At 38.0% G+C, this 19,481-nt stretch carries 19 protein-coding genes; 16 read left to right on the top strand and 3 right to left on the bottom strand.

The features are described 5' to 3' along the window. Positions 1-112 precede the first annotated feature (112 nt). The 7 genes from queF (at position 113) to LG375_RS02030 (ending at position 8,001) form a co-directional block, all read left to right on the top strand. A complete protein-coding gene (gene queF, locus LG375_RS02060) occupies positions 113-604 on the top strand; it encodes a preQ(1) synthase (protein WP_003097375.1) in 492 nt (163 codons plus the stop codon). A 260-nt stretch (positions 605-864) separates the two neighbouring features. Next, positions 865-2,940, top strand: coding sequence for a serine protease (locus LG375_RS02055; RefSeq protein WP_225745184.1), 2,076 nt, complete (start codon positions 865-867; stop codon positions 2,938-2,940). A gap of 125 nt (positions 2,941-3,065) precedes the next feature. Beyond that, on the top strand, positions 3,066-3,836 hold the full coding sequence (locus LG375_RS02050; protein WP_225745183.1) for a DUF1003 domain-containing protein: 771 nt from the start codon (positions 3,066-3,068) through the stop codon (positions 3,834-3,836). After that, on the top strand, positions 3,817-4,707 hold the full coding sequence (gene rapZ, locus LG375_RS02045) for an RNase adapter RapZ (protein ID WP_037603141.1): 891 nt from the start codon (positions 3,817-3,819) through the stop codon (positions 4,705-4,707). The genes LG375_RS02050 and rapZ overlap by 20 nt, the downstream gene beginning before the upstream one ends. Beyond that, positions 4,704-5,678: a YvcK family protein gene (locus LG375_RS02040; RefSeq protein ID WP_225745182.1), complete on the top strand. Its 975-nt coding sequence runs from the start codon at positions 4,704-4,706 to the stop codon at positions 5,676-5,678. The genes rapZ and LG375_RS02040 overlap by 4 nt, the downstream gene beginning before the upstream one ends. Beyond that, complete coding sequence (whiA, locus tag LG375_RS02035) at positions 5,675-6,586, top strand: DNA-binding protein WhiA (protein WP_004182012.1); 912 nt, start codon at positions 5,675-5,677, stop codon at positions 6,584-6,586. The genes LG375_RS02040 and whiA overlap by 4 nt, the downstream gene beginning before the upstream one ends. Before the next feature lie 17 nt (positions 6,587-6,603). Next, positions 6,604-8,001, top strand: coding sequence for a C69 family dipeptidase (locus LG375_RS02030; protein ID WP_060971237.1), 1,398 nt, complete (start codon positions 6,604-6,606; stop codon positions 7,999-8,001). A 55-nt stretch (positions 8,002-8,056) separates the two neighbouring features. Here the strand turns inward: LG375_RS02030 and LG375_RS02025 are convergent, their stop codons facing one another. Then, positions 8,057-8,878: a PrsW family glutamic-type intramembrane protease gene (locus LG375_RS02025; protein WP_156246774.1), complete on the bottom strand. Its 822-nt coding sequence runs from the start codon at positions 8,876-8,878 to the stop codon at positions 8,057-8,059. Positions 8,879-9,035: 157 nt separating this feature from the next. Between LG375_RS02025 and LG375_RS02020 the strand changes: the two genes are divergently transcribed. The 3 genes from LG375_RS02020 to LG375_RS02010 all read left to right on the top strand — a co-directional run bounded on the left by LG375_RS02020 (position 9,036) and on the right by LG375_RS02010 (position 11,654). Continuing rightward, entirely contained in the window at positions 9,036-10,580 is a 1,545-nt protein-coding gene (locus tag LG375_RS02020; protein WP_225745181.1) for a zinc ABC transporter substrate-binding protein AdcA, read from the top strand. 218 nt (positions 10,581-10,798) lie between these two features. Continuing rightward, entirely contained in the window at positions 10,799-11,197 is a 399-nt protein-coding gene (locus LG375_RS02015; RefSeq protein WP_037597868.1) for a hypothetical protein, read from the top strand. 145 nt (positions 11,198-11,342) lie between these two features. Then, on the top strand, positions 11,343-11,654 hold the full coding sequence (locus tag LG375_RS02010; protein ID WP_002891096.1) for a hypothetical protein: 312 nt from the start codon (positions 11,343-11,345) through the stop codon (positions 11,652-11,654). 54 nt (positions 11,655-11,708) lie between these two features. Here the strand turns inward: LG375_RS02010 and LG375_RS02005 are convergent, their stop codons facing one another. Next, on the bottom strand, positions 11,709-12,716 hold the full coding sequence (locus LG375_RS02005; protein ID WP_002891095.1) for a YeiH family protein: 1,008 nt from the start codon (positions 12,714-12,716) through the stop codon (positions 11,709-11,711). A 172-nt stretch (positions 12,717-12,888) separates the two neighbouring features. On the opposite strand from LG375_RS02005, the gene LG375_RS02000 reads away from it, so the two are divergent. Then, the gene (locus tag LG375_RS02000) at positions 12,889-13,602 is read left to right on the top strand and encodes a glycoside hydrolase family 73 protein (protein ID WP_225745180.1); all 714 of its coding nucleotides are present in this window, start codon (positions 12,889-12,891) and stop codon (positions 13,600-13,602) included. 93 nt (positions 13,603-13,695) lie between these two features. On the opposite strand, the gene LG375_RS01995 is transcribed toward LG375_RS02000, so the two are convergent. After that, positions 13,696-14,604, bottom strand: coding sequence for a LysR family transcriptional regulator (locus LG375_RS01995; RefSeq protein ID WP_014634578.1), 909 nt, complete (start codon positions 14,602-14,604; stop codon positions 13,696-13,698). Between the two features lie 207 nt (positions 14,605-14,811). On the opposite strand from LG375_RS01995, the gene glmS reads away from it, so the two are divergent. The 5 genes from glmS to LG375_RS01970 all read left to right on the top strand — a co-directional run bounded on the left by glmS (position 14,812) and on the right by LG375_RS01970 (position 19,405). Then, positions 14,812-16,620: a glutamine--fructose-6-phosphate transaminase (isomerizing) gene (glmS, locus tag LG375_RS01990; protein ID WP_049545386.1), complete on the top strand. Its 1,809-nt coding sequence runs from the start codon at positions 14,812-14,814 to the stop codon at positions 16,618-16,620. Between the two features lie 108 nt (positions 16,621-16,728). Then, positions 16,729-17,061 carry a zinc ribbon domain-containing protein YjdM gene (locus LG375_RS01985; RefSeq protein ID WP_048790513.1) on the top strand — a complete coding sequence of 111 codons (333 nt, stop codon included), beginning with the start codon at positions 16,729-16,731 and terminating at the stop codon, positions 17,059-17,061. Between the two features lie 200 nt (positions 17,062-17,261). After that, on the top strand, positions 17,262-17,903 hold the full coding sequence (locus tag LG375_RS01980) for an amino acid ABC transporter permease (protein WP_014634576.1): 642 nt from the start codon (positions 17,262-17,264) through the stop codon (positions 17,901-17,903). A gap of 8 nt (positions 17,904-17,911) precedes the next feature. Continuing rightward, a complete protein-coding gene (locus tag LG375_RS01975; RefSeq protein ID WP_014634575.1) occupies positions 17,912-18,541 on the top strand; it encodes an amino acid ABC transporter ATP-binding protein in 630 nt (209 codons plus the stop codon). 12 nt (positions 18,542-18,553) lie between these two features. Next, positions 18,554-19,405 carry an amino acid ABC transporter substrate-binding protein gene (locus LG375_RS01970; protein ID WP_060971242.1) on the top strand — a complete coding sequence of 284 codons (852 nt, stop codon included), beginning with the start codon at positions 18,554-18,556 and terminating at the stop codon, positions 19,403-19,405. Positions 19,406-19,481 lie beyond the last annotated feature (76 nt).

Genomic DNA, 19,481 nt, shown 5'->3' with positions numbered 1-19,481 from the left:
CTATAAGATTAGAATTGATAGTATTTTGACTTTTTTGATGATTAAGATTAGAAATTAAGATTAAAAATCGACTATGTAAAGGTCTAGAAAAATTAATAACGAAGGAAGAAAAATGTCACAACAAGAAGAAATGAAAAACCTCACTCTCCTTGGTAATAAGGAGACACCTTATATTTTTGAATACTCTCCACAAGTCTTGGAGTCTTTTGATAATCGTCACACTGATAATGATTACTTTATCAAATTCAACTGTCCAGAATTTACGTCACTTTGTCCTATTACTGGCCAACCTGATTTTGCAAGTATCTATATTTCTTATATTCCAGACCAGCTCTGCGTTGAGTCTAAATCTCTAAAGCTTTACCTCTTTAGTTACCGTAATCACGGAGATTTCCATGAAAACTGTATTAATACCATTGGTAAAGATTTGGTGGAGCTTTTGAACCCCCGTTACTTAGAAGTTTGGGGTAAATTTACACCTCGTGGTGGTATTTCTATTGACCCTTATTATAATTATGGCCGTCCAGAAACTAAGTATGAAAAGATGGCAGAGCAACGTCTTTTTAATCACGATCTTTACCCAGAAAATATTGATAATCGTTAATATCATGCTAAAGTCCTTATGTTAAGGGCTTTTTTATTTTGTTAAACACCTGTCTTTAGGGTGTAAAAGAAAGCTGATCAATTATTTTTTACAAGTAAAAGTAAGGTCATTGTTAGTTTTTTATTGGTCTGTTCTTAGAAAGTTCCATTATTAAAATAATTTGACAATAGAAGTATTATCTCCTACAATTAAAGTAAAACAGAAGCGTAAGCGCTTGCTTATAAAAGGTATATTTGTTTTTAAAAAAGGGGATGAAGACAATGAGAAAAAGTTTACGTCTATTTTCGTGCGCTGTTTTAGGGGCAGCAATATTAGCACCAACGGTAGTTGGTAATGATCATGCACAGGCCGATAGTTATTATGGCCGAGGTTACTATAATAACTATTCTTATAATCCATGGTATAACAACTATTATCCAAACTATGGTTATAACTACGGATACAATGGGTATTATCCAGGCTATAATTACAATTATGGCTATAACTACGGTTACAATAATTACTATCCAAACTATAACTATGGCTATAATTATAACTATAATTATGGTTATAACAACTATAATCCTGGTTACAACAACTACAACGAATCAGGTACTTACCGCTATAGCAATGGTTACTTGTACTACATCTTGAGTGATGGTAGCTACTATGTTAACTATAACGGTCGTTGGGTTCGTGGTGGTGACTATAATAACAACAATAGTGGTTCTAACAATACACCAACGACAGGATATGAGGTTTTGAGAAATGACCCTCACTATCGTTACGAAAATGGTACTCACTATTATTTGAAAGATAATGGCGATTACTACTATTATTCAAATGGTAAGTGGGTGCTTGTTAAGGCTTCAAGCACAGATTCTGAAGCTCCAACAACTTCAACTGTAGATTCAACTTCATCAGCAAGTTCAGAAGTAGCTTCAACTGTAGATTCAATGTCATTAGCAAGTTCAGAAATAGCTTCAACCGTGGATTCAACTTCATCAGCAAGTTCAGAAGTAGCCTCAACTGTGGATTCAACTTCATCAGCAAGTTCAGAGGTAGCCTCAACTGTAGATTCAACTTCATCAGCAAGTTCAGAAGTAGCCTCAACTGTGGATTCAACTTCATCTGCAAGTTCAGAAGCACCATCAACTGTAGATTCAACGTCATCAGCAAGTTCAGAGGCAGCGTCAACTGTAGATTCAACTTCGTCTGCAAGTTCAGAAATAGCCTCAACTGTAGATTCAACTTCGTCTGCAAGTTCAGAAGTAGCTTCAACTGTAGATTCAACTTCGTCTGCAAGCTCAGAAGTAGCTTCAACTGGTAACTCAAGTTCGACTGTAACTTCTGAATCTTCTTCAGCAGCAACTTCAGAGACAGGTTCAACATCAGAAACAAGTTCAGAAGCTCCTGAACTTGAAAAACCACCATATGCGCCTGAAACAAACATTGACTATGATAAGTTGCCAAAACCAACATTGCCACCAACAGATTATCGCATGCAGTCAGACCCACGATTTGTAGATGACAACGGTACGTATTACTACCGTGTCGCTATGACTGATGAGGAAAATGCGCGTGGTATCGATGGTTACTACAAATGGGTTGATGGTAAGTGGAAACTCTACAATGGTACTGCCAATGATGACCCTGAGCTTGATCCAGATTTCCATAAACCAGCAGGAAACGACGAATACATGTACGATGACAACGCATCAAGTGTTAAGTTGTATTCTGAAAATGTAGTTGGTACTGGTAAAGCGGGAGAAGCTCTTCCATTCCAAAATGTTGATGAATTCAAAGACTATGTCATTAATAATCTTGCTCCAAAATTCATAGACAATGCTGGCTGGGATTGTAATGTAACTTGGGAAATTGAAGATGTTGATAACTTCAATGCTTCTAAAGGCAGTGCTTGGGCACGTGATTATGTGATTACAGCCAATCTCAAGAGCGGTGTTGACGATAAAAAATATAGTGATGTTGAATTTGGTTATGTAAAATTTGTTTATCATGTAGAACCAACTGAAAACTCTGATTATGTTGAAGTTGATTCAGCTAAGGCTGCCTTTAATGAAATCAATGCTCAACGTACAGCTGCCGGTTTACCAGCGCTTACATGGTCTGATGATCTTTACAATAGCACAACTCTTCCACACGCCAAAGATATTTCACATACTTACAACAGTGACGGTATTGTTTACCGTCGTGAATCTGATGGTTCAGTTGTTGCAAATAAATGGTTGAGCAGTGGTATTCGTGAACTTCTCATGAGTCCAGATGCTACTCAAGCTGCAGTCGCTTGTGTTGTCGCAGGTGATGGTACTTACTACTGGACTTTGAATTACCAATAAGAAGATGTTAAATTAATTGTCCCAATAATGAGGAGTCTGAGGTTAGTCTTGGACTCTTTTCCTTTATCTATTGAACGTTTAAGCTTTCAATATGGTATAATAGAGCCTAGAAAGAAGGCGAAAATATGCAGGTTAAGAGAGTTCAGGATTATATCTCTAAAGAGTGGTTCGATGAAACCGATGGCTCCTATTTCGAACGACTAAATAGTCGTTTGCAGGTGCTTTTGAAAAAAGATTACCCTGATTTACAAGGACATGATTTCATTAGTAATATTAGCCTTTTGGATTATAGGTTAGTTTTTCTCGACGAGATTATCGCAAATGCTAATGAGAAAAATGAGCACGTGCGTGAAACAGTTCATGATGTGACCAAGAGTTTGCTCTACGAGGACCAGGATGTCCAGGAACAATTGGATAGTCGAATTACTTTTGGACAGAAAGTGGCGGATGAAGTGGCCAGATTTGGTGGATCTTGGACTTTTATCTTGTCATTCATTGCTTTCATGGCTATTTGGATGGGGCTAAATGTCATCCAACCCTTTGGGATTGCCTTTGATAAGTATCCTTTTATTCTGTTGAATCTGGCCTTGTCCACTCTAGCTGCCGTTCAGGCACCATTGATTATGATGAGTCAGAATCGGGCATCGGATTACGATCGATTGCAAGCACGAAATGACTATAACGTCAATAAACAATCAAAGGAAGAAATCCGACTTTTACATGAAAAAATTGATCACTTGGTGCAACAAGACCAATCAGATTTGCTTACTATTCAAAAATTGCAGACAGAAATGATTATGGGGGTTAGCCAACAAGTTGAAAAAATGTCAGACGATATTCATGTCTTGAAAGAAGAAAGACTAGAAAGGGAGTCTCATGGGAACGAAAAAAATTAATTTAGTTGTTGTAACAGGGATGAGCGGGGCAGGTAAGACTGTAGCGATTCAATCCTTTGAGGATATTGGATACTTCACTATTGATAATATGCCACCTTCTTTGGTACCAAAGGTTATCGAATTGGTAAAACATAGTGAAGAGACAGATAAGATTGCTCTTGTCGTTGATATGCGAAGTCGCTTGTTCTTCGATGAAATCAACGATATTTTGGATAAATTGGAAAGCAATGAGGAACTTAATTTCAAGATTCTTTTCTTGGACGCTACGGATGGTGAATTGGTTTCTCGTTACAAAGAGACACGTCGTAGTCACCCACTGGCGGCAGATGGCCGTGTTTTGGATGGCATCAAGTTAGAGCGTGAGCTTTTGTCACCGCTTAAGAGTTTGAGTCAAAACGTAGTTGATACGACAGAATTGACTCCGCGTCAACTTCGTAAGGCTATTTCTGAACAGTTTTCATCTGAGCAAGACCAATCTTCTTTCCGTATTGAAGTTTTGAGTTTTGGTTTTAAATATGGACTGCCATTGGATGCAGATCTGGTTTTTGATGTCCGTTTTTTGCCAAACCCTTATTATGATCCTGCCCTTCGTAACCTCACAGGTTTGGATAAAGAGGTTTTTGATTACGTCATGAAGCATACGGAATCAGAAGACTTTTACAATCATTTGACACAGCTTATTAAACCAATCTTACCTGGCTACAAAAAAGAAGGTAAGTCAGTTCTTACTATTGCTGTTGGGTGTACAGGTGGTCAACACCGTAGTGTAGCTTTTGCACATCGTCTAGCCCAAGATCTAAAAAATGATTGGACAGTCAATGAAACACATCGTGATAAGGATCGACGTAAGGAGACGGTGAATCGTTCATGAAAAAACCAAGAATTACAGTAATAGGTGGGGGAACTGGTATTCCAGTCATTCTTCGTAGTTTACGTCATAAGGATGTTGATATCACTGCTGTGGTAACTGTAGCTGATGATGGCGGTTCTTCAGGAGATTTGCGTGATATCATGCAACTGACACCTCCAGGGGATTTGCGTAATGTTTTGGTAGCTATGAGTGATATGCCTAAACTTTATGAAAGAGTTTTCCAATATCGTTTTGATAAAACCGATGGTGCTTTGGCCGGTCATCCACTCGGAAATCTAATCATCGCTGGAATTTCAGAAATGCAGGGATCTACCTATAATGCCATGCAGCTTCTGACGAAGTTTTTCCACGTCACAGCTAAGATTTATCCTGCCAGTGAGACTGCTTTGACGCTTCATGCCGTTTTTCAAGATGGTCATGAAGTAGCAGGTGAGAGTAGTATTGCTCAGTACGATGGCATGATTGAGCGCGTTTATGTGACCAATACCTATAATGATGAAGAGCCTAAGGCCAGTCGTAAGGTTGTTGATGCTATTATGAATAGTGATATGATTGTTTTAGGTCCTGGGTCTCTCTATACATCGATTTTGCCCAACCTGGTGATACCAGAGATTCGTCAGGCTCTTATTGAGACCAAGGCTGATGTCACATACATTTGTAATATTATGACGCAGTACGGAGAAACTGAGCAATTCTCAGATGCCGACCATGTGGCTGTTCTTAATCGTCATCTCGGCTCCGATGTGATTGACAATGTCTTAGTTAATATCAAGAAAGTGCCTAAGGAATACATGGCAAGTAATAAATTTGATGAATACCTTGTTCAGGTTGAGCATGATTTTGAGGGCTTACGTCGTGAAGCAAAAACAGTTGTGTCTTCTAATTTTTTGCGACTTGAAAATGGTGGTGCCTTCCACCATGGTGACTTGGTAGTGGATGAGCTCATGCATCTAGTGAGGAATAAGTCATGAGTTTTACAATTAAGGTTAAAGAAGAGATAATTGCAGCTTCAAGCAAAGACAAGGCTGAATTGTCGGCATTGATTAAGATGTCTGGTTCTGTTGGATTGACCAACCAAGGATTGACTCTTTCCATCTCAACAGAAAATGCAAAGATTGCGAGACATATCTACCAATTAATGGAAAGTCGTTATCAGAGTAATCCTGAATTGAGACATCACAACAAGACTAATCTCAAGAAAAATCGTGTTTACACGGTTTTTGTAGCTGACCATGTCAATGATATTTTGTCCGATTTACAATTGGCGGATTCTTTCTTTGGCTTTGAAACAGGCATTGAAACATCAGTAATGGAAGATGACGAAGCTGGAAGATCCTATTTACGAGGTGCTTTTTTGGCGACTGGAACAGTTCGTGATCCTGAAAAAGGCCGTTATCAATTAGAGATTTTTTCCGTTTACCAAGACCACGCAGAGGACTTGGCTTCTCTCATGAAAAAATTTATGCTCGATGCCAAGGTTTTGAGTCATAAAAATGGTTTTGTGACCTATCTTCAAAAAGCTGAGGATATTATGGATTTCCTCCTTGTTATTGGTGCAATGAACTCTAAGGATACCTTCGAAGAGGTCAAAATTATGCGAGAGACCAGAAATGATCTGAATCGTGCCAATAATGCGGAAACAGCTAATATTGCTAGAACGATTAGTGCTAGTATGAAAACAATTAATAATATTATCAAGATTATGGATACGGTTGGCTTGGAGATTTTACCTGTGGAGCTGCGCCAAATTGCCCAACTCCGTATTGCCAATCCAGATTACTCTATCCAGCAAATAGCAGATAGTATAGAACCTCCTCTGACCAAGAGTGGTGTCAATCATCGTCTCAGAAAAATCAATAAAATTGCGGACGATTTGTAAGTAGAAAGGAAATTTTTATGGCTTGTACAACGATTTTAGTAGGTAAGAAAGCCTCATATGACGGCTCTACCATGATTGCACGTACTGAGGATTCTCAATCTGGCGTTTTTACGCCCAAAGAATTTCTCGTCGTGACCCCTGAAGACCAACCGCGTCATTATCAGTCTGTGCTTAGCAAGTTTTCAATTGATTTGCCAGATAATCCTCTACGTTATACTTCTGTTCCAGATGCACTTGGTAAAGACGGTATCTGGGGTGAAGCTGGTATTAACTCAGCTAATGTTGCCATGAGTGCAACAGAAACAATCACCACCAATGCGCGTGTACTCGGTGCAGACCCTCTTGTTAAAGATGGTTTTGGAGAAGAGGATATGTTAACATTGGTCTTGCCATATATCAAGACGGCGCGTGAAGGTGTCCTTCGTTTGGGGCAACTTCTTGAAACTTACGGAACTTACGAATCTAATGGTATTGCTTTCTCAGATACTGAAGAAATTTGGTGGCTAGAGACCATTGGTGGTCACCATTGGATTGCAAGACGTGTTCCAGACGATGCCTATGTCACTAACCCAAACCAACTTGGCATCGATCATTATGAGTTTGAAAATCCAGACGACTATTTAGCCTCACCAGACATTCGAGATTTTATTAATAAACATCACTTGGATTTGACTTATTCTAATGAACACTTTAATCCACGTTATGCTTTTGGTAGCCAACGAGATAAGGATCGTCATTATAATACACCACGTGCCTGGGCAATGCAGAAATTCTTGAATCCAGAAAAAGATTATGATCCAAAATCATTCTTTATTCCATGGTGTCAAAAACCATACCGCAAAATTACAGTTGAAGATGTTAAATATGTCTTGAGTCTTCATTACCAAGATACACCTTACGATCCTTATGGACCTCAAGGAGATGCGGTGAGTCAACGCCAATTCCGTCCAATCGGTATCAACCGTACTAGTCAAACAGCTCTCTTGCAAATGCGTCCTAACAAACCATCAGAAACGACAGGAATTCAGTGGTTAGCCTATGGATCAATGCCATTTGGTACAATGGTGCCATTCTGGACTCAAGTCGGAACAACACCTGCTTATTTCCGTCAAACAACTGATAAAGTGGATACAGGTAATTTCTACTGGAGTAATCGCTTGATTGCCGCTATCTGTGATCCTCATTTCCAACAGCATGAAGCTGATTTGGATGCTTATGTAGAAACAACTATGGCTCTTGGCCATGCTATGATTAATCATGTAGATACTGCTTTAGCAAATGGTGAGAGTATTGATTTTGAAGCTGAAAATCAAAAGATTAGTGATAAGATTCAGTCAGAAACAGATAAACTATTGGCAAAAGTCTTAGATGATGCAAGTAATTTGATGACCAATCGTTTTTCTATGAGTGATTAAAGTCATTAAAAAAGCCTTTCCATAAAATTGGAAAGGTTTTTTAGTATTGTAAACATTACTTGTTTTCTTTATCCAGTTTCGATAGGAGCTGATAAAGCGTAATAAAGAAGAAAAGATTGAGTGAAATGAGAAGGCCTGATGCCCATGGCAAATCGCTTTCTAAATTTCGAAGAGGTGAATTCCAAGCAAAGTGTGCAGCAAAAGCACCACAAGCATAAAGTATACCAATAAGACTGTATTTAGAATTAATGAGTTTTTGACGGGAACGCCATATAAGGACTAGCCCCATAGCAAGGAAGGATGTGTAAAGCCAGTGAGACGATACAGCACCAATAGTTCGACCAAGAATACCTGAAATCGTATAAGAAAAACCGTCAGGCAAATCTGAAAGAATATAGGAGAAGTCTTCACTAATCTGGAAGCCCAGACCCGCCGTAATAGCGACAAGCAAGAGCCCCTTGTAACTTTTCGTTGGCACCATATAGATAGCAAAGAGAAAAGCTGCTAGTTTTAGGGGTTCTTCAACTAGGGGAGCCATAAGGGCATCCTCAAAGCGGTAGAAGAAACTCTTTGAAGAAAGATGAGCAGTTACCCAATCGTGAGAAATGGTATTGGCATAACCAGCTATCCATCCTGTGATAAAGACTCCACCAATTAGAGCAAATATGAGAACAAGTGGTTTCACCTGCCATCTCTTGCCTAAGTACAGAATCAGAAATATTCCTGGTACGATATAACATAAGGCAATCAGTGTTGATAGTCCAATAATACCGTATGCCGAACCAGACAAAGCGCCTGAAGTGTATGATTGCGTATCATAAGTCAGGCCAATGGCTGAAAGCAATAAAAAAAGATATAGGATTAATTTTCGAAACATGTATAACCTACTTTCCAAATGATATTTCCAGTATATCAAATAATTCTTTCTCGTCGAAATATTTCAATTTTTTTATTTTAGGACTTGCAAAATAAATGAAGTGTGATATACTTAACCAGTAAACTATTAACTGGTTAAGTATTTTGGAAGGAATATCATGAAAAAGAAACGCATTTTTGGCCTAGCAGGATTAGCAGCAGTTGTTTTAGCTGCTGGTGCAGGTATTTATTATACGACTAGTCACCACGGTTCAAAAGGAAATGGTGATTTGAAAGTTGTGACGAGCTTTTACCCTGTTTATGAATTTACCAAGCAGGTTGTAGGAGATGAGGGAGAGGTGTCTTATCTCATTCCTGCTGGAAGTGAAGCCCACGATTTCCAACCATCTACTAAGAATGTCGCTGACATTGAAAAAGCAGACACTTTTGTCTACCTAAATGAAAATATGGAAACCTGGGTTCCAAAAGTTGAAAAGTCTATCAACACAAAAAATACAAAAGTCATTAAGGCAAGTCAAGGCATGGTTCTTTTACCTGGAACAGAGGAAGAAGATCATGATCATGGTGGAGAAGAACATCACCACGAATACGATCCCCATGTTTGGCTCTCACCTAAACGTTCTCAAAAATTAGTTGAAACTATTAGGGACGGTTTGATTGCTCAACACCCAGATAAAAAAGCAGTCTTTACAACTAATGCTGAGAAATACCTTAAAAAATTAAAGACTTTGGATAAGGAGTATACTGAAGCCTTAAGTCAAGCGAAACAGAAAAGTTTTGTTACCCAGCACTCAGCTTTTGCCTACCTTGCTTTAGATTACGGTTTGACACAAGTACCAATTTCAGGTGTTTCAGCTGAATCTGATCCATCTGCAAAACGTATCGCTAGCCTTTCTAAGTATGTCAAAGAATATGACATTAACTATATCTACTTTGAGGAAAATGCTTCAAGTAGCGTTGCCAAAACCTTAGCTAACGAAGTAGGAGTTAAGACAGCAGTTTTAAATCCAATTGAATCACTAACTAAGGAACAGTTGAAAAAAGGTGAAGATTATGTCAGTGTTATGACTGAGAATCTTAAAAACCTTCGTTTAACAACAGATGTTGAAGGTAAAGCTATCCAACCTGAAACAGGAAGTGATGATAAGAAAACAGTCCAAAATGGTTACTTTGATGACAAAGATGTCAAAGATAGAAAACTTTCTGATTGGTCTGGTGAGTGGCAATCGGTCTATCCTTACCTCCAAGATGGTACTTTAGATCAAGTATTTGAATACAAATCTCTATTGAATAAGGATAAAACCGCACAAGAGTACAAAGAGTACTACACTAAGGGCTATCAAACAGATGTTTCTAAAATTGCTATTGATGGTAAAAAGATGACCATGACTTTCACAAAAAATGATGGAAGTAGCGTGACACACACTTATCGTTATGATGGTTATAAGATTTTGACTTATGCTTCTGGTAAAAAAGGTGTCCGTTATCTCTTCACAGCAACTGACAGTCAAGCTGCTGACAATCCTTACCAATATGTCCAATTTTCAGATCATCAAATAGATCCAACAACTTCAGCACATTTCCATATTTTCTTCGGAAATAGTAGCCAAGATGAGATTCTAAAAGAGATGGACAATTGGCCAACTTACTATCCTGAAAAACTTAGTGGCTTGGAAATTGCACAAGAAATGGTTAGTCATTAATACTAGAATTGCACTCATTCGTGAGTGTTTTTCTTTTTTTAAAAAATCTTTCATTTCTTAAACTCTTAGAAAATCGCTAGTGTCATTATTTTTAAATAGAAATTTAAAGCATGGTATTTTTTCTAAAAAAATCCTGTAAAAAATTAAATAATTACTACATTTTTTCATTCTTTAGTGGTACAATAATAGTACGATTTTCAGATGATCAGGAGAGACCCATGAACCAGTATTTAGTAGCGATACATTATATTCAACTGCTTCAAGCAGAACTCGATATTCTAAATCATGATGCACGTTTGCTTTTTGATTTAAAGATTGAACCCAATCTTGCTAAACGAGAGCTTGCTGACTTGAAAGTATCCCTATCTAAATTATCTGACAAAAACCTTTATATCGAAGGTACAATCTGGTATCAACCAAGTTTGTTTGCAATCATTGATCAAAATTTAGGGGTTATTGATGACTGGCTCAAGGAATTAGATGACTTCTTTGAATTTACCTATAGTACAACAGTTTTCACTGTTTTGAAAGAAAATGAAAATCGAAGTTACGACTTATTACTTGGTCTCTATAGCCGTCTTGAATACATTATCTCAGAAATAAAAAATAGCCGTTAGATGACTAACGGCTTTTAGTATATAGAAAAATATAGGTTCTGTTTTAAATATCAAATAATTTGACAAAATACCCAAATGTGTGTAAAATAAAATTTGAAAATACTCTAATAAAAATAATGTTAAGTTAAAGGAAGATAACAATTAAGTGAGTAAACAGGGGTTGAAATTGGGGGCTTTTGTTAAATATTATTTGGTGAGCCTTGCGTCACTGAGCTTTTTATGTCTTATTTTGTATGGGCTATATTCTTTAAACGGGCTCATTCCTTTTTCTCTAGACAGAACTTCAAGTCATGAAGTAAAGCATTATTCAGGGCAGACCACCTCTTCGGTAAAAAAAGATGATGATTATAAGGTTCAGGATATTAGTGGTGAAACCAAGAGCTACAATGTTGATTTGAAAGTAACAAACGATGGGGACAAGGTTATTCAAACCTATGTCTTTGAGTATAAAAAATGATTCTATAATAAAAACTCACAAACTTAGCAAGATTGTGAGTTTTTTAGATGTCTTTTACCAAAGTCCTAATAGCTTTTGCATGAGAAGAGAAGCAAGACTGATTAATAACCAACAAACTCCTCCCACTAGAAGTGCTGAGCCTCCTTTAGTGATTAGTTGTTTGAGATTTGTTTGGAAACCAATAGCTGCCATGGCCATAATAATCATAAATTTCGAAAGGTCTTTTAAAGGTGAAAAGACGGCAGGTGTTACACCGAGTGACATTGAAACAGTTGTAATCAGTGAGGCCAAAAGGAACCAAAGGATAAAGTTAGGCACTGCTTTGGCTAGCGAGAATGCTTCCTTTGTATTGTCCTTTCGCGACTGCCATACAGAAAGCCCAAGAGTTATAGGGATGATAGCAAGCGTTCGAGTCAACTTAACAATTGTTGCCTGCTCTAGAATGGATGTTCCATGTAAGCTATCCCAAGAGCTTGCTGTAGCAGTTACAGAAGAAGTATCATTGACAGCTGTTCCAGCAAATATGGCAAAGCCTTGATTGCTAAGTCCCAACCAGGATCCCAAGTGAGGGAAGAGTAGAGCTGCTAAGATGTTGAAAAAGAAAATTACAGAGATTGCTGTTGCAATAGATTCATCTTTAGCCTTGATTACAGGAGCAGTTGCAGCGATAGCAGAGCCCCCACAAATAGAAGAACCAACACCTACTAAAGTAGCAATTTCACTATCTAACTTGAACATGCGATGAACGGCATAAGCAGTAAGCAGTGCCGTAGTAATAGTTACTAGAATAATGGGAAGTGATGTTACGCCAACCTTAAAGACTTGGGAAAGATTTAGTCCAAATCCAAGAAGAATAACAGCGTATTGTAATACTTTTTTAGATGTGAATTGCATTCCTGCTTTAAGTTTCTGTGAATCTCTTAGAATTATTCCTAGCAGAAGTCCTATAAATAAACCAAGGACAGGTCCACCAATAATAGGGAACAAGTTTCCAAGGAACCATGCTAGGAGAGATATAAGTATTGCAATACTTAATCCGGGTAAGAATTCTTTTATTTTCATTCATCTATCTCCTTAAAATTTGACTATATTATAGCTTATTATAAATATGATGTAAAGATGACATTTGCTTTATTTATCAAGGAAAATAGGTCTGAAAGTTGCGACTTGTCAGTTTTTCTGATAAAATAGTATTAAAATATTATAATCGAAAATCTTATGAAGGAAGGGTTGTATGTATCGTCATTTAAAGAAGTATATGATTTTTATCGTGGGAGCTTTTATGTGTTCACTTTTTTTGGTTCTAGCTTTTACAACAGATAGAAAAAATGATAACAGTGTTAATGCTAAAGCAGAAGCTGCCTACAATCAAACTACGACGGCTTTTATTGATAGTATCGGAGAGACTGCTAGACAGATTGGTCAAGATTACAATATCTATGCTTCTGTTCTAATTGCTCAAGCCATTCTGGAATCAAATTCAGGTCAGTCAGGTCTGAGTCAAGCTCCTTATTACAACTTCTTTGGGATTAAGGGCTCTTATAATGGAAACTCCGTTACTATGCGTACTTGGGAAGATGACGGTACAGGAAAGACTTATGAGATTGATGAACCCTTCCGTTCTTATGGAAGTCTGAGTGATTCCCTAGCAGATTATGCTGCTTTGATGACGTCATCTACTTATGCAGGTACTTGGAAATCAAATACAAGTAGTTATGCAGATGCCACTCAGGCACTGACAGGGACTTATGCTACAGATAGTCTTTACGCTTCTAAATTAAATAGCATTATTGCATACTATGGTTTGACTGCCTATGATCAAGCTCCAGTTACCCAAGCAACTGGTTCAACAAGTGGCCTTGTTTGGAACAGCTATAGAGGCTCATACACAGATGCTGAGACCTTATCTATAGATGAAGCTTGGGCAAGCTATAAAAATTATAAATAATGATGAGAGTCGAAAGGCTCTTTTTTGTGCTTTGAATTGGATAGTTTTGGCTATAAAAAGTCCCCAACATTATGTGCTGGGGTCTAACATCTATTAGTTGTCAAAAGTGACTTCTTTAACGAGGTTATCAAGGAATTTTTCTCCCATTTTAGAGAGGGTTGCCTTTTCATGCTTCAAGTAAACAATATCAATTTCATCATCAATATCAAGTGGGATAGAGACAATATTATCACCATTCAAATTACTATTTAAAATACCTGTAGCAATGGTGTAACCATCCAAACCGATTAATAGGTTGAAGAGTGTCGCTCGGTCTGAAACTACGATAGACTTTTTATGGGGAATCTGAGAGAGAATCTCTTCAGAATAGTAGAAGGAATTATGAATCCCCTGATCATAGCTAAGGTATGGAAATTCTTCTAAATCTTCCAAAGAGACAACTTCATGCTTAGCCAATGGGTTTGACTTGCTGACAAAGATATGGGGTCTAGCTTTGAAGAGACTGGTATATGTGAGGCGGTTGTCATCAAACATCTTAGTCAAGACATCTCGATTATAGCTGTTAAGGAAGAGAACGCCGATCTCTGAACGGAAGTTCTTAACGTCCTCAATGATTTCATAAGTACGTGTTTCGCGTAAGAAGAGCTCGTAACGTGTCATATCAGCTCTCTTGAGAAGTGAGACGAAGGCATTGACAACAAAAGCGTAGTGTTGAGAGGAAACACTAAACAATTCACGTGTTTCTGTGTGACTCTTGTAGCGTTCTTCCAAGAGATTCGTTTGTTCCACTACCTGACGTGCATAAGAGAGAAATTCAACTCCATCCTTGGTTAAAGTGATTCCCTTGGGGTTACGGATAAAGATATCAATTCCCATTTCTCTTTCCAAGTCACGAACAGCATTTGAAAGACTTGGTTGCGTAATGAAAAGTTGTTTTGCAGCTTCATTCATTGAGCCGGTTTCGACGATTTTGATAATATAATGTAATTGTTGAATTCGCATAGCCTTATTATAGCATATTTTAAGGATTATTCCTTAGGATAAGGAGCGACTAAAAGGTCTTTTTAGGACTATACCAATTTTTATGCTTGACAATGTCAAATATATCGAATATACTGTCCTCGTTAAGCTTTTTAAAGAGCTTATTGACTATACCAATTTTAAATGAAGGAGACATGACCTCTTTGATCAGAGGTTATTATTAAAAATATGTGTGGAATTGTTGGTGTTGTAGGTAACACAAATGCAACTGATATCTTGATTCAAGGACTTGAAAAGCTAGAATACCGTGGTTATGATTCAGCTGGTATCTTTGTAGCTGGCGATGCATCTAGTCAATTGGTTAAGGCTGTTGGCCGTATTGCGGAACTTGCTGCTAAAACTGAAGGAGTAGAAGGTACTGCAGGTATCGGACATACTCGTTGGGCAACTCACGGTAAACCAACAGAGGATAATGCTCACCCACACCGCTCAGAAACAGAACGTTTTGTTTTGGTTCACAATGGTGTTATTGAAAACTATCTTGAAATTAAGGAAGAATACCTTTCTGGTCACCATTTCAAAGGCCAAACTGATACTGAAATTGCAGTTCACTTGATTGGAAAATTTGTTGAAGAAGATGGTTTGTCAACTCTTGAAGCATTCAAGAAAGCTCTTCATATTATCCGTGGATCATATGCCTTCGCTCTTATGGATTCTGAAGATGCCTCAACAATTTACGTGGCAAAAAACAAATCACCACTTTTGATTGGTCTTGGTGATGGCTATAACATGGTCTGCTCAGATGCCATGGCTATGATTCGCGAAACTAATCAGTACATGGAAATTCACGATCAAGAGTTAGTTATCGTGAAAGCTGATAGTGTCGAAGTCCAAGATTATGATGGTACTGTTAAAGAACGTGATAGCTATACAGCTGAACTTGACCTTTCTGATATTGGTAAAGGCACATACCCTTACTACATGCTCAAAGAAATCGATGAGCAACCAACAGTGATGCGTAAGCTTATCCAAGCCTACACAGATGACAAGGGACAAGTGACTGTAGATGCTGATATTATCAAGGCTGTTCAAGAGGCTGATCGTATCTATATCCTTGCGGCAGGAACATCATATCATGCTGGTTTTGCTTCTAAGAAGATGCTCGAAGAGTTGACAGATACACCAGTTGAGCTTGGTATTTCTTCTGAGTGGGGTTATGGTATGCCACTCCTTAGCAAGAAACCTCTCTTTGTCTTTATTAGCCAATCAGGTGAAACAGCAGATAGCCGTCAGGTTCTTGTTAAAGCTAACGAGTTGGGTATTCCAAGTTTGACAGTGACAAACGTTCCAGGATCTACCCTTTCTCGTGAAGCTGACCATACAATGCTTCTTCATGCTGGCCCAGAAATTGCCGTAGCTTCTACTAAAGCTTACACTGCTCAGATTGCGGCTCTTGCCTTCTTGGCTAAAGCAGTCGGTGAGGCTAATGGTAATGAAAAAGCTAAAGCTTTCGACTTGGTACATGAATTGTCACTTGTAGCACAATCTATCGAATCAACACTCTCTGAAAAAGAAGTCATTGACGAGAAAGTGGCAGCTCTTCTTGCAGAAACACGTAACGCTTTCTATATTGGTCGTGGTCAAGATTACTATGTTGCTATGGAAGCCAGTCTTAAATTGAAAGAAATCTCATATATCCAATGTGAAGGTTTTGCAGCAGGTGAGTTGAAACACGGAACGATTGCTTTGATCGAAGATGGTACACCTGTTATTGCGCTCTTGTCTGACGCTGTTCTTGCTAGCCACACTCGTGGTAATATTCAAGAGGTAGCAGCACGTGGTGCTAAAGTGTTGACTATTGCTGAGGAAAATGTTGCTAAAGAAGGTGATGACATCGTTCTTAATAATGTTCACCCTTACTTGTCACCAATTTCAATGGTTGTACCGACACAATTGATTGCTTACTTTGCAACACTTCATCGTGGACTTGACGTCGATAAACCACGTAACTTGGCTAAATCAGTTACTGTTGAATAAAAATACTAACATCTCTTACAGTGTAAGGGATGTTGTTTGTTTTTATCCTTGCTTAATTGGAGAATCTAAAGTAGAATAGTACCTATATCACAATCTTAGGAGAGAATTATGTCATTACCAAATTGTCCAAAATGTAACTCAGAGTATGTTTATGAAGATGGAATCTTGCTTGTATGTCCTGAATGTGCCTATGAGTGGGATCCAAACGAAGTTGCAGAAGAAGAAGGACTTGTGGTTCTTGATAGCAATGGAACACGTCTTGCTGACGGTGATACTGTTACAGTTATTAAAGATTTGAAAGTGAAAGGTGCGCCAAAAGATATTAAACAAGGCACACGTGTTAAAAATATTCGTTTGGTTGAAGGTGACCATAACATTGATTGTAAGATTGAAGGTTTTGGTGCTATGAAACTTAAATCTGAATTTGTTAAGAAAATCTAAAATAAGCTTTAGGAATGCTAGACTTAAGTATTGTTTGTTTCTCAGGACAGACTATTTAAGTCTCCCAGGAGTGTGATTATGAACTCATTTTGAAAATTGGGTCTAGTCGCACTCCTTTTTACTATTTTCAAAATCTTATATCATTTTTTCAAAAAAATTGGTATAATATTCAATAATACTAAATAATTATAGGAGTTTATATGTCATACGTTTTGGAAGTATTACCAGCCCTTTTGAACGGTGCGGTAGTCACACTTCAAGTATTTTTCATTGTTATCGTACTGTCGATTCCATTAGGGATTGTACTTGCTTTCTTAATGCAGATTAAATTCAAACCTTTAAATTGGTTATTAACCCTTTACGTTTGGATTATGCGTGGAACGCCTCTCCTTTTACAATTGATCTTCGTTTATTATGTTCTTCCGAGTGTAGGAATTGTCTTTGATCGCCTACCAGCTGCTATTCTTGCTTTTACACTTAATTATGCAGCTTATTTCGCAGAGATTTTCCGTGGAGGAATCTTGGCTATTCCGAAAGGACAATACGAAGCAGCAAAAATGCTTAAACTTAGTCCTTTCCAAACCATCCGCTACATTATCCTTCCTCAGGTGGTCAAGATTGTCTTGCCAAGTATCTTTAACGAGATTATTAACTTGGTTAAGGATTCATCATTGGTTTATGTGCTTGGGGTTGGAGACCTTCTTTTGGAAAGTCGTACCGCTGCGAACCGTGATGCGACCTTAGCACCGATGTTTGTGGCCGGAGCTATCTATCTTATCCTTGTGGGTGTTGTGACTGTGGCTTCGAAAAACATCGAAAAGAAATTCAACTATTATAAATAGGAGACCTTATGTTAGAATTAAAAAATATTTCCAAGCAATTTGGTCAACACAAAATTTTTGATAAGTATAATCTGACAGTAGAAGAAGGAAAAATCTTGGCTATTGTCGGACCATCTGGTGGTGGTAAAACGACTCTCTTGCGTATGCTAGCAGGTCTTGAAACCATTGATTCAGGACAAATTATTTATGAAAATGAAGAGATTCCTTTGGATCAGATGGAAAGTCGTAATTTGCTCGGTTTTGTCTTCCAAGATTTCCAACTGTTTCCACATTTAACAGTCTTAGACAATCTAACGCTTTCTCCAATTAAGACGATGGGAATGTCTAAGGAGGATGCTCAGAAAAAAGCTCAAGCTCTGCTTGACCGTTTAGGCCTTGGAGCTCACGGAAATGCTTATCCTTACTCTCTTTCTGGGGGACAAAAACAACGTGTTGCATTTGCGCGTGCTATGATGATTGATCCGAAAATTGTCGGCTATGATGAACCAACATCAGCTCTTGACCCTGAGTTGCGTCAAGAAGTGGAGAAATTGATTTTGCAGAATCGTGAGACTGGGATTACGCAAATCGTTATCACTCACGATATGCAGTTTGCACAACACATCGCCGATGAGATTGTCACTATCAATCCAAAATAGTGAGGATTTTCCATGAAAAAAATAGTAAAAACGATTTTGCTAGGCTGTCTTGTCATTTTGCCTTTGTTTGCGCTATCAGCTTGCAGCTCGCGCTCACATTTTGCAACTCAGAAAGATCAGTGGCAAACCTATACCAAAGAAAAGAAAATCAAAATTGGTTTTGATGCAACCTTTGTTCCTATGGGATATGAGGAAAAGGATGGTAGCTATGTTGGTTTTGATATTGATCTTGCAACTGCAGTCTTTAAATTGTATGGTATCGATGTCGAATGGCAGGCTATTGACTGGGATATGAAAGAAACAGAACTGAAGAATGGGACAATTGACCTCATTTGGAATGGTTACTCGGTCACGGATGAGCGTAAGCAGTCTGCGGACTTCACGGAACCTTATATGGTCAATGAACAAGTACTGGTAACCAAAAAGTCTTCGGGAATTGATTCTGTTGCTGGAATGTCAGGTAAGACCTTAGGTGCCCAAGCAGGGTCTTCCGGTTATGATGCTTTCAATGCTTCTCCGAAGATTTTGAAGGATATCGTTGCCAACCAAAAAGCAGTCCAATATTCGACCTTTACTCAAGCCTTGATTGACCTTGATAGTGGACGTATTGACGGTCTATTGATTGACCGTGTGTATGCTAATTACTACTTAGAAAAATCAGGGGTTCTGGATCAGTATAATGTTATGCCTGCTGGTTATGAAGGTGAAAGCTTTGCTGTAGGTGCTCGTAAAGCAGATAAGACACTGATCAAAAAAATCAATCAAGGATTTAGAACCCTTTATAAAAAAGGAGAATTCCAAAAGATATCTAACAAGTGGTTTGGCGAAGATGTTGCCACAGACCAAGTTAAAGGGAAAAAATAGAAGGATAACAACATTCTAGAAGGGATGTTGTTATTTTTTTATGGAAAATACTTGAAATATAAGAAGTTATAATTTA

The sequence above is a fragment of the Streptococcus sp. Marseille-Q3604 genome (assembly GCF_916619785.1).
In the GTDB taxonomy this organism is placed as follows: Bacteria; Bacillota; Bacilli; order Lactobacillales; family Streptococcaceae; genus Streptococcus.
The sequence above is the reverse complement of the archived record's forward strand: the minus strand, read 5'-3'. Positions and strand labels throughout refer to the sequence as shown.

Bases quoted from the DNA above. Each gene is read 5' to 3' on its own strand.
- queF (WP_003097375.1), top strand. From the start codon at position 113: ATGTCACAACAAGAAGAAATGAAAAACCTCACTCTCCTTGGTAATAAG.
- LG375_RS02055 (WP_225745184.1), top strand. From the start codon at position 865: ATGAGAAAAAGTTTACGTCTATTTTCGTGCGCTGTTTTAGGGGCAGCA.
- LG375_RS02050 (WP_225745183.1), top strand. From the start codon at position 3,066: ATGCAGGTTAAGAGAGTTCAGGATTATATCTCTAAAGAGTGGTTCGAT.
- rapZ (WP_037603141.1), top strand. From the start codon at position 3,817: ATGGGAACGAAAAAAATTAATTTAGTTGTTGTAACAGGGATGAGCGGG.
- LG375_RS02040 (WP_225745182.1), top strand. From the start codon at position 4,704: ATGAAAAAACCAAGAATTACAGTAATAGGTGGGGGAACTGGTATTCCA.
- whiA (WP_004182012.1), top strand. From the start codon at position 5,675: ATGAGTTTTACAATTAAGGTTAAAGAAGAGATAATTGCAGCTTCAAGC.
- LG375_RS02030 (WP_060971237.1), top strand. From the start codon at position 6,604: ATGGCTTGTACAACGATTTTAGTAGGTAAGAAAGCCTCATATGACGGC.
- LG375_RS02025 (WP_156246774.1), bottom strand. From the start codon at position 8,878: ATGTTTCGAAAATTAATCCTATATCTTTTTTTATTGCTTTCAGCCATT.
- LG375_RS02020 (WP_225745181.1), top strand. From the start codon at position 9,036: ATGAAAAAGAAACGCATTTTTGGCCTAGCAGGATTAGCAGCAGTTGTT.
- LG375_RS02015 (WP_037597868.1), top strand. From the start codon at position 10,799: ATGAACCAGTATTTAGTAGCGATACATTATATTCAACTGCTTCAAGCA.
- LG375_RS02005 (WP_002891095.1), bottom strand. From the start codon at position 12,716: ATGAAAATAAAAGAATTCTTACCCGGATTAAGTATTGCAATACTTATA.
- LG375_RS02000 (WP_225745180.1), top strand. From the start codon at position 12,889: ATGTATCGTCATTTAAAGAAGTATATGATTTTTATCGTGGGAGCTTTT.
- LG375_RS01995 (WP_014634578.1), bottom strand. From the start codon at position 14,604: ATGCGAATTCAACAATTACATTATATTATCAAAATCGTCGAAACCGGC.
- glmS (WP_049545386.1), top strand. From the start codon at position 14,812: ATGTGTGGAATTGTTGGTGTTGTAGGTAACACAAATGCAACTGATATC.
- LG375_RS01985 (WP_048790513.1), top strand. From the start codon at position 16,729: ATGTCATTACCAAATTGTCCAAAATGTAACTCAGAGTATGTTTATGAA.
- LG375_RS01980 (WP_014634576.1), top strand. From the start codon at position 17,262: ATGTCATACGTTTTGGAAGTATTACCAGCCCTTTTGAACGGTGCGGTA.
- LG375_RS01975 (WP_014634575.1), top strand. From the start codon at position 17,912: ATGTTAGAATTAAAAAATATTTCCAAGCAATTTGGTCAACACAAAATT.
- LG375_RS01970 (WP_060971242.1), top strand. From the start codon at position 18,554: ATGAAAAAAATAGTAAAAACGATTTTGCTAGGCTGTCTTGTCATTTTG.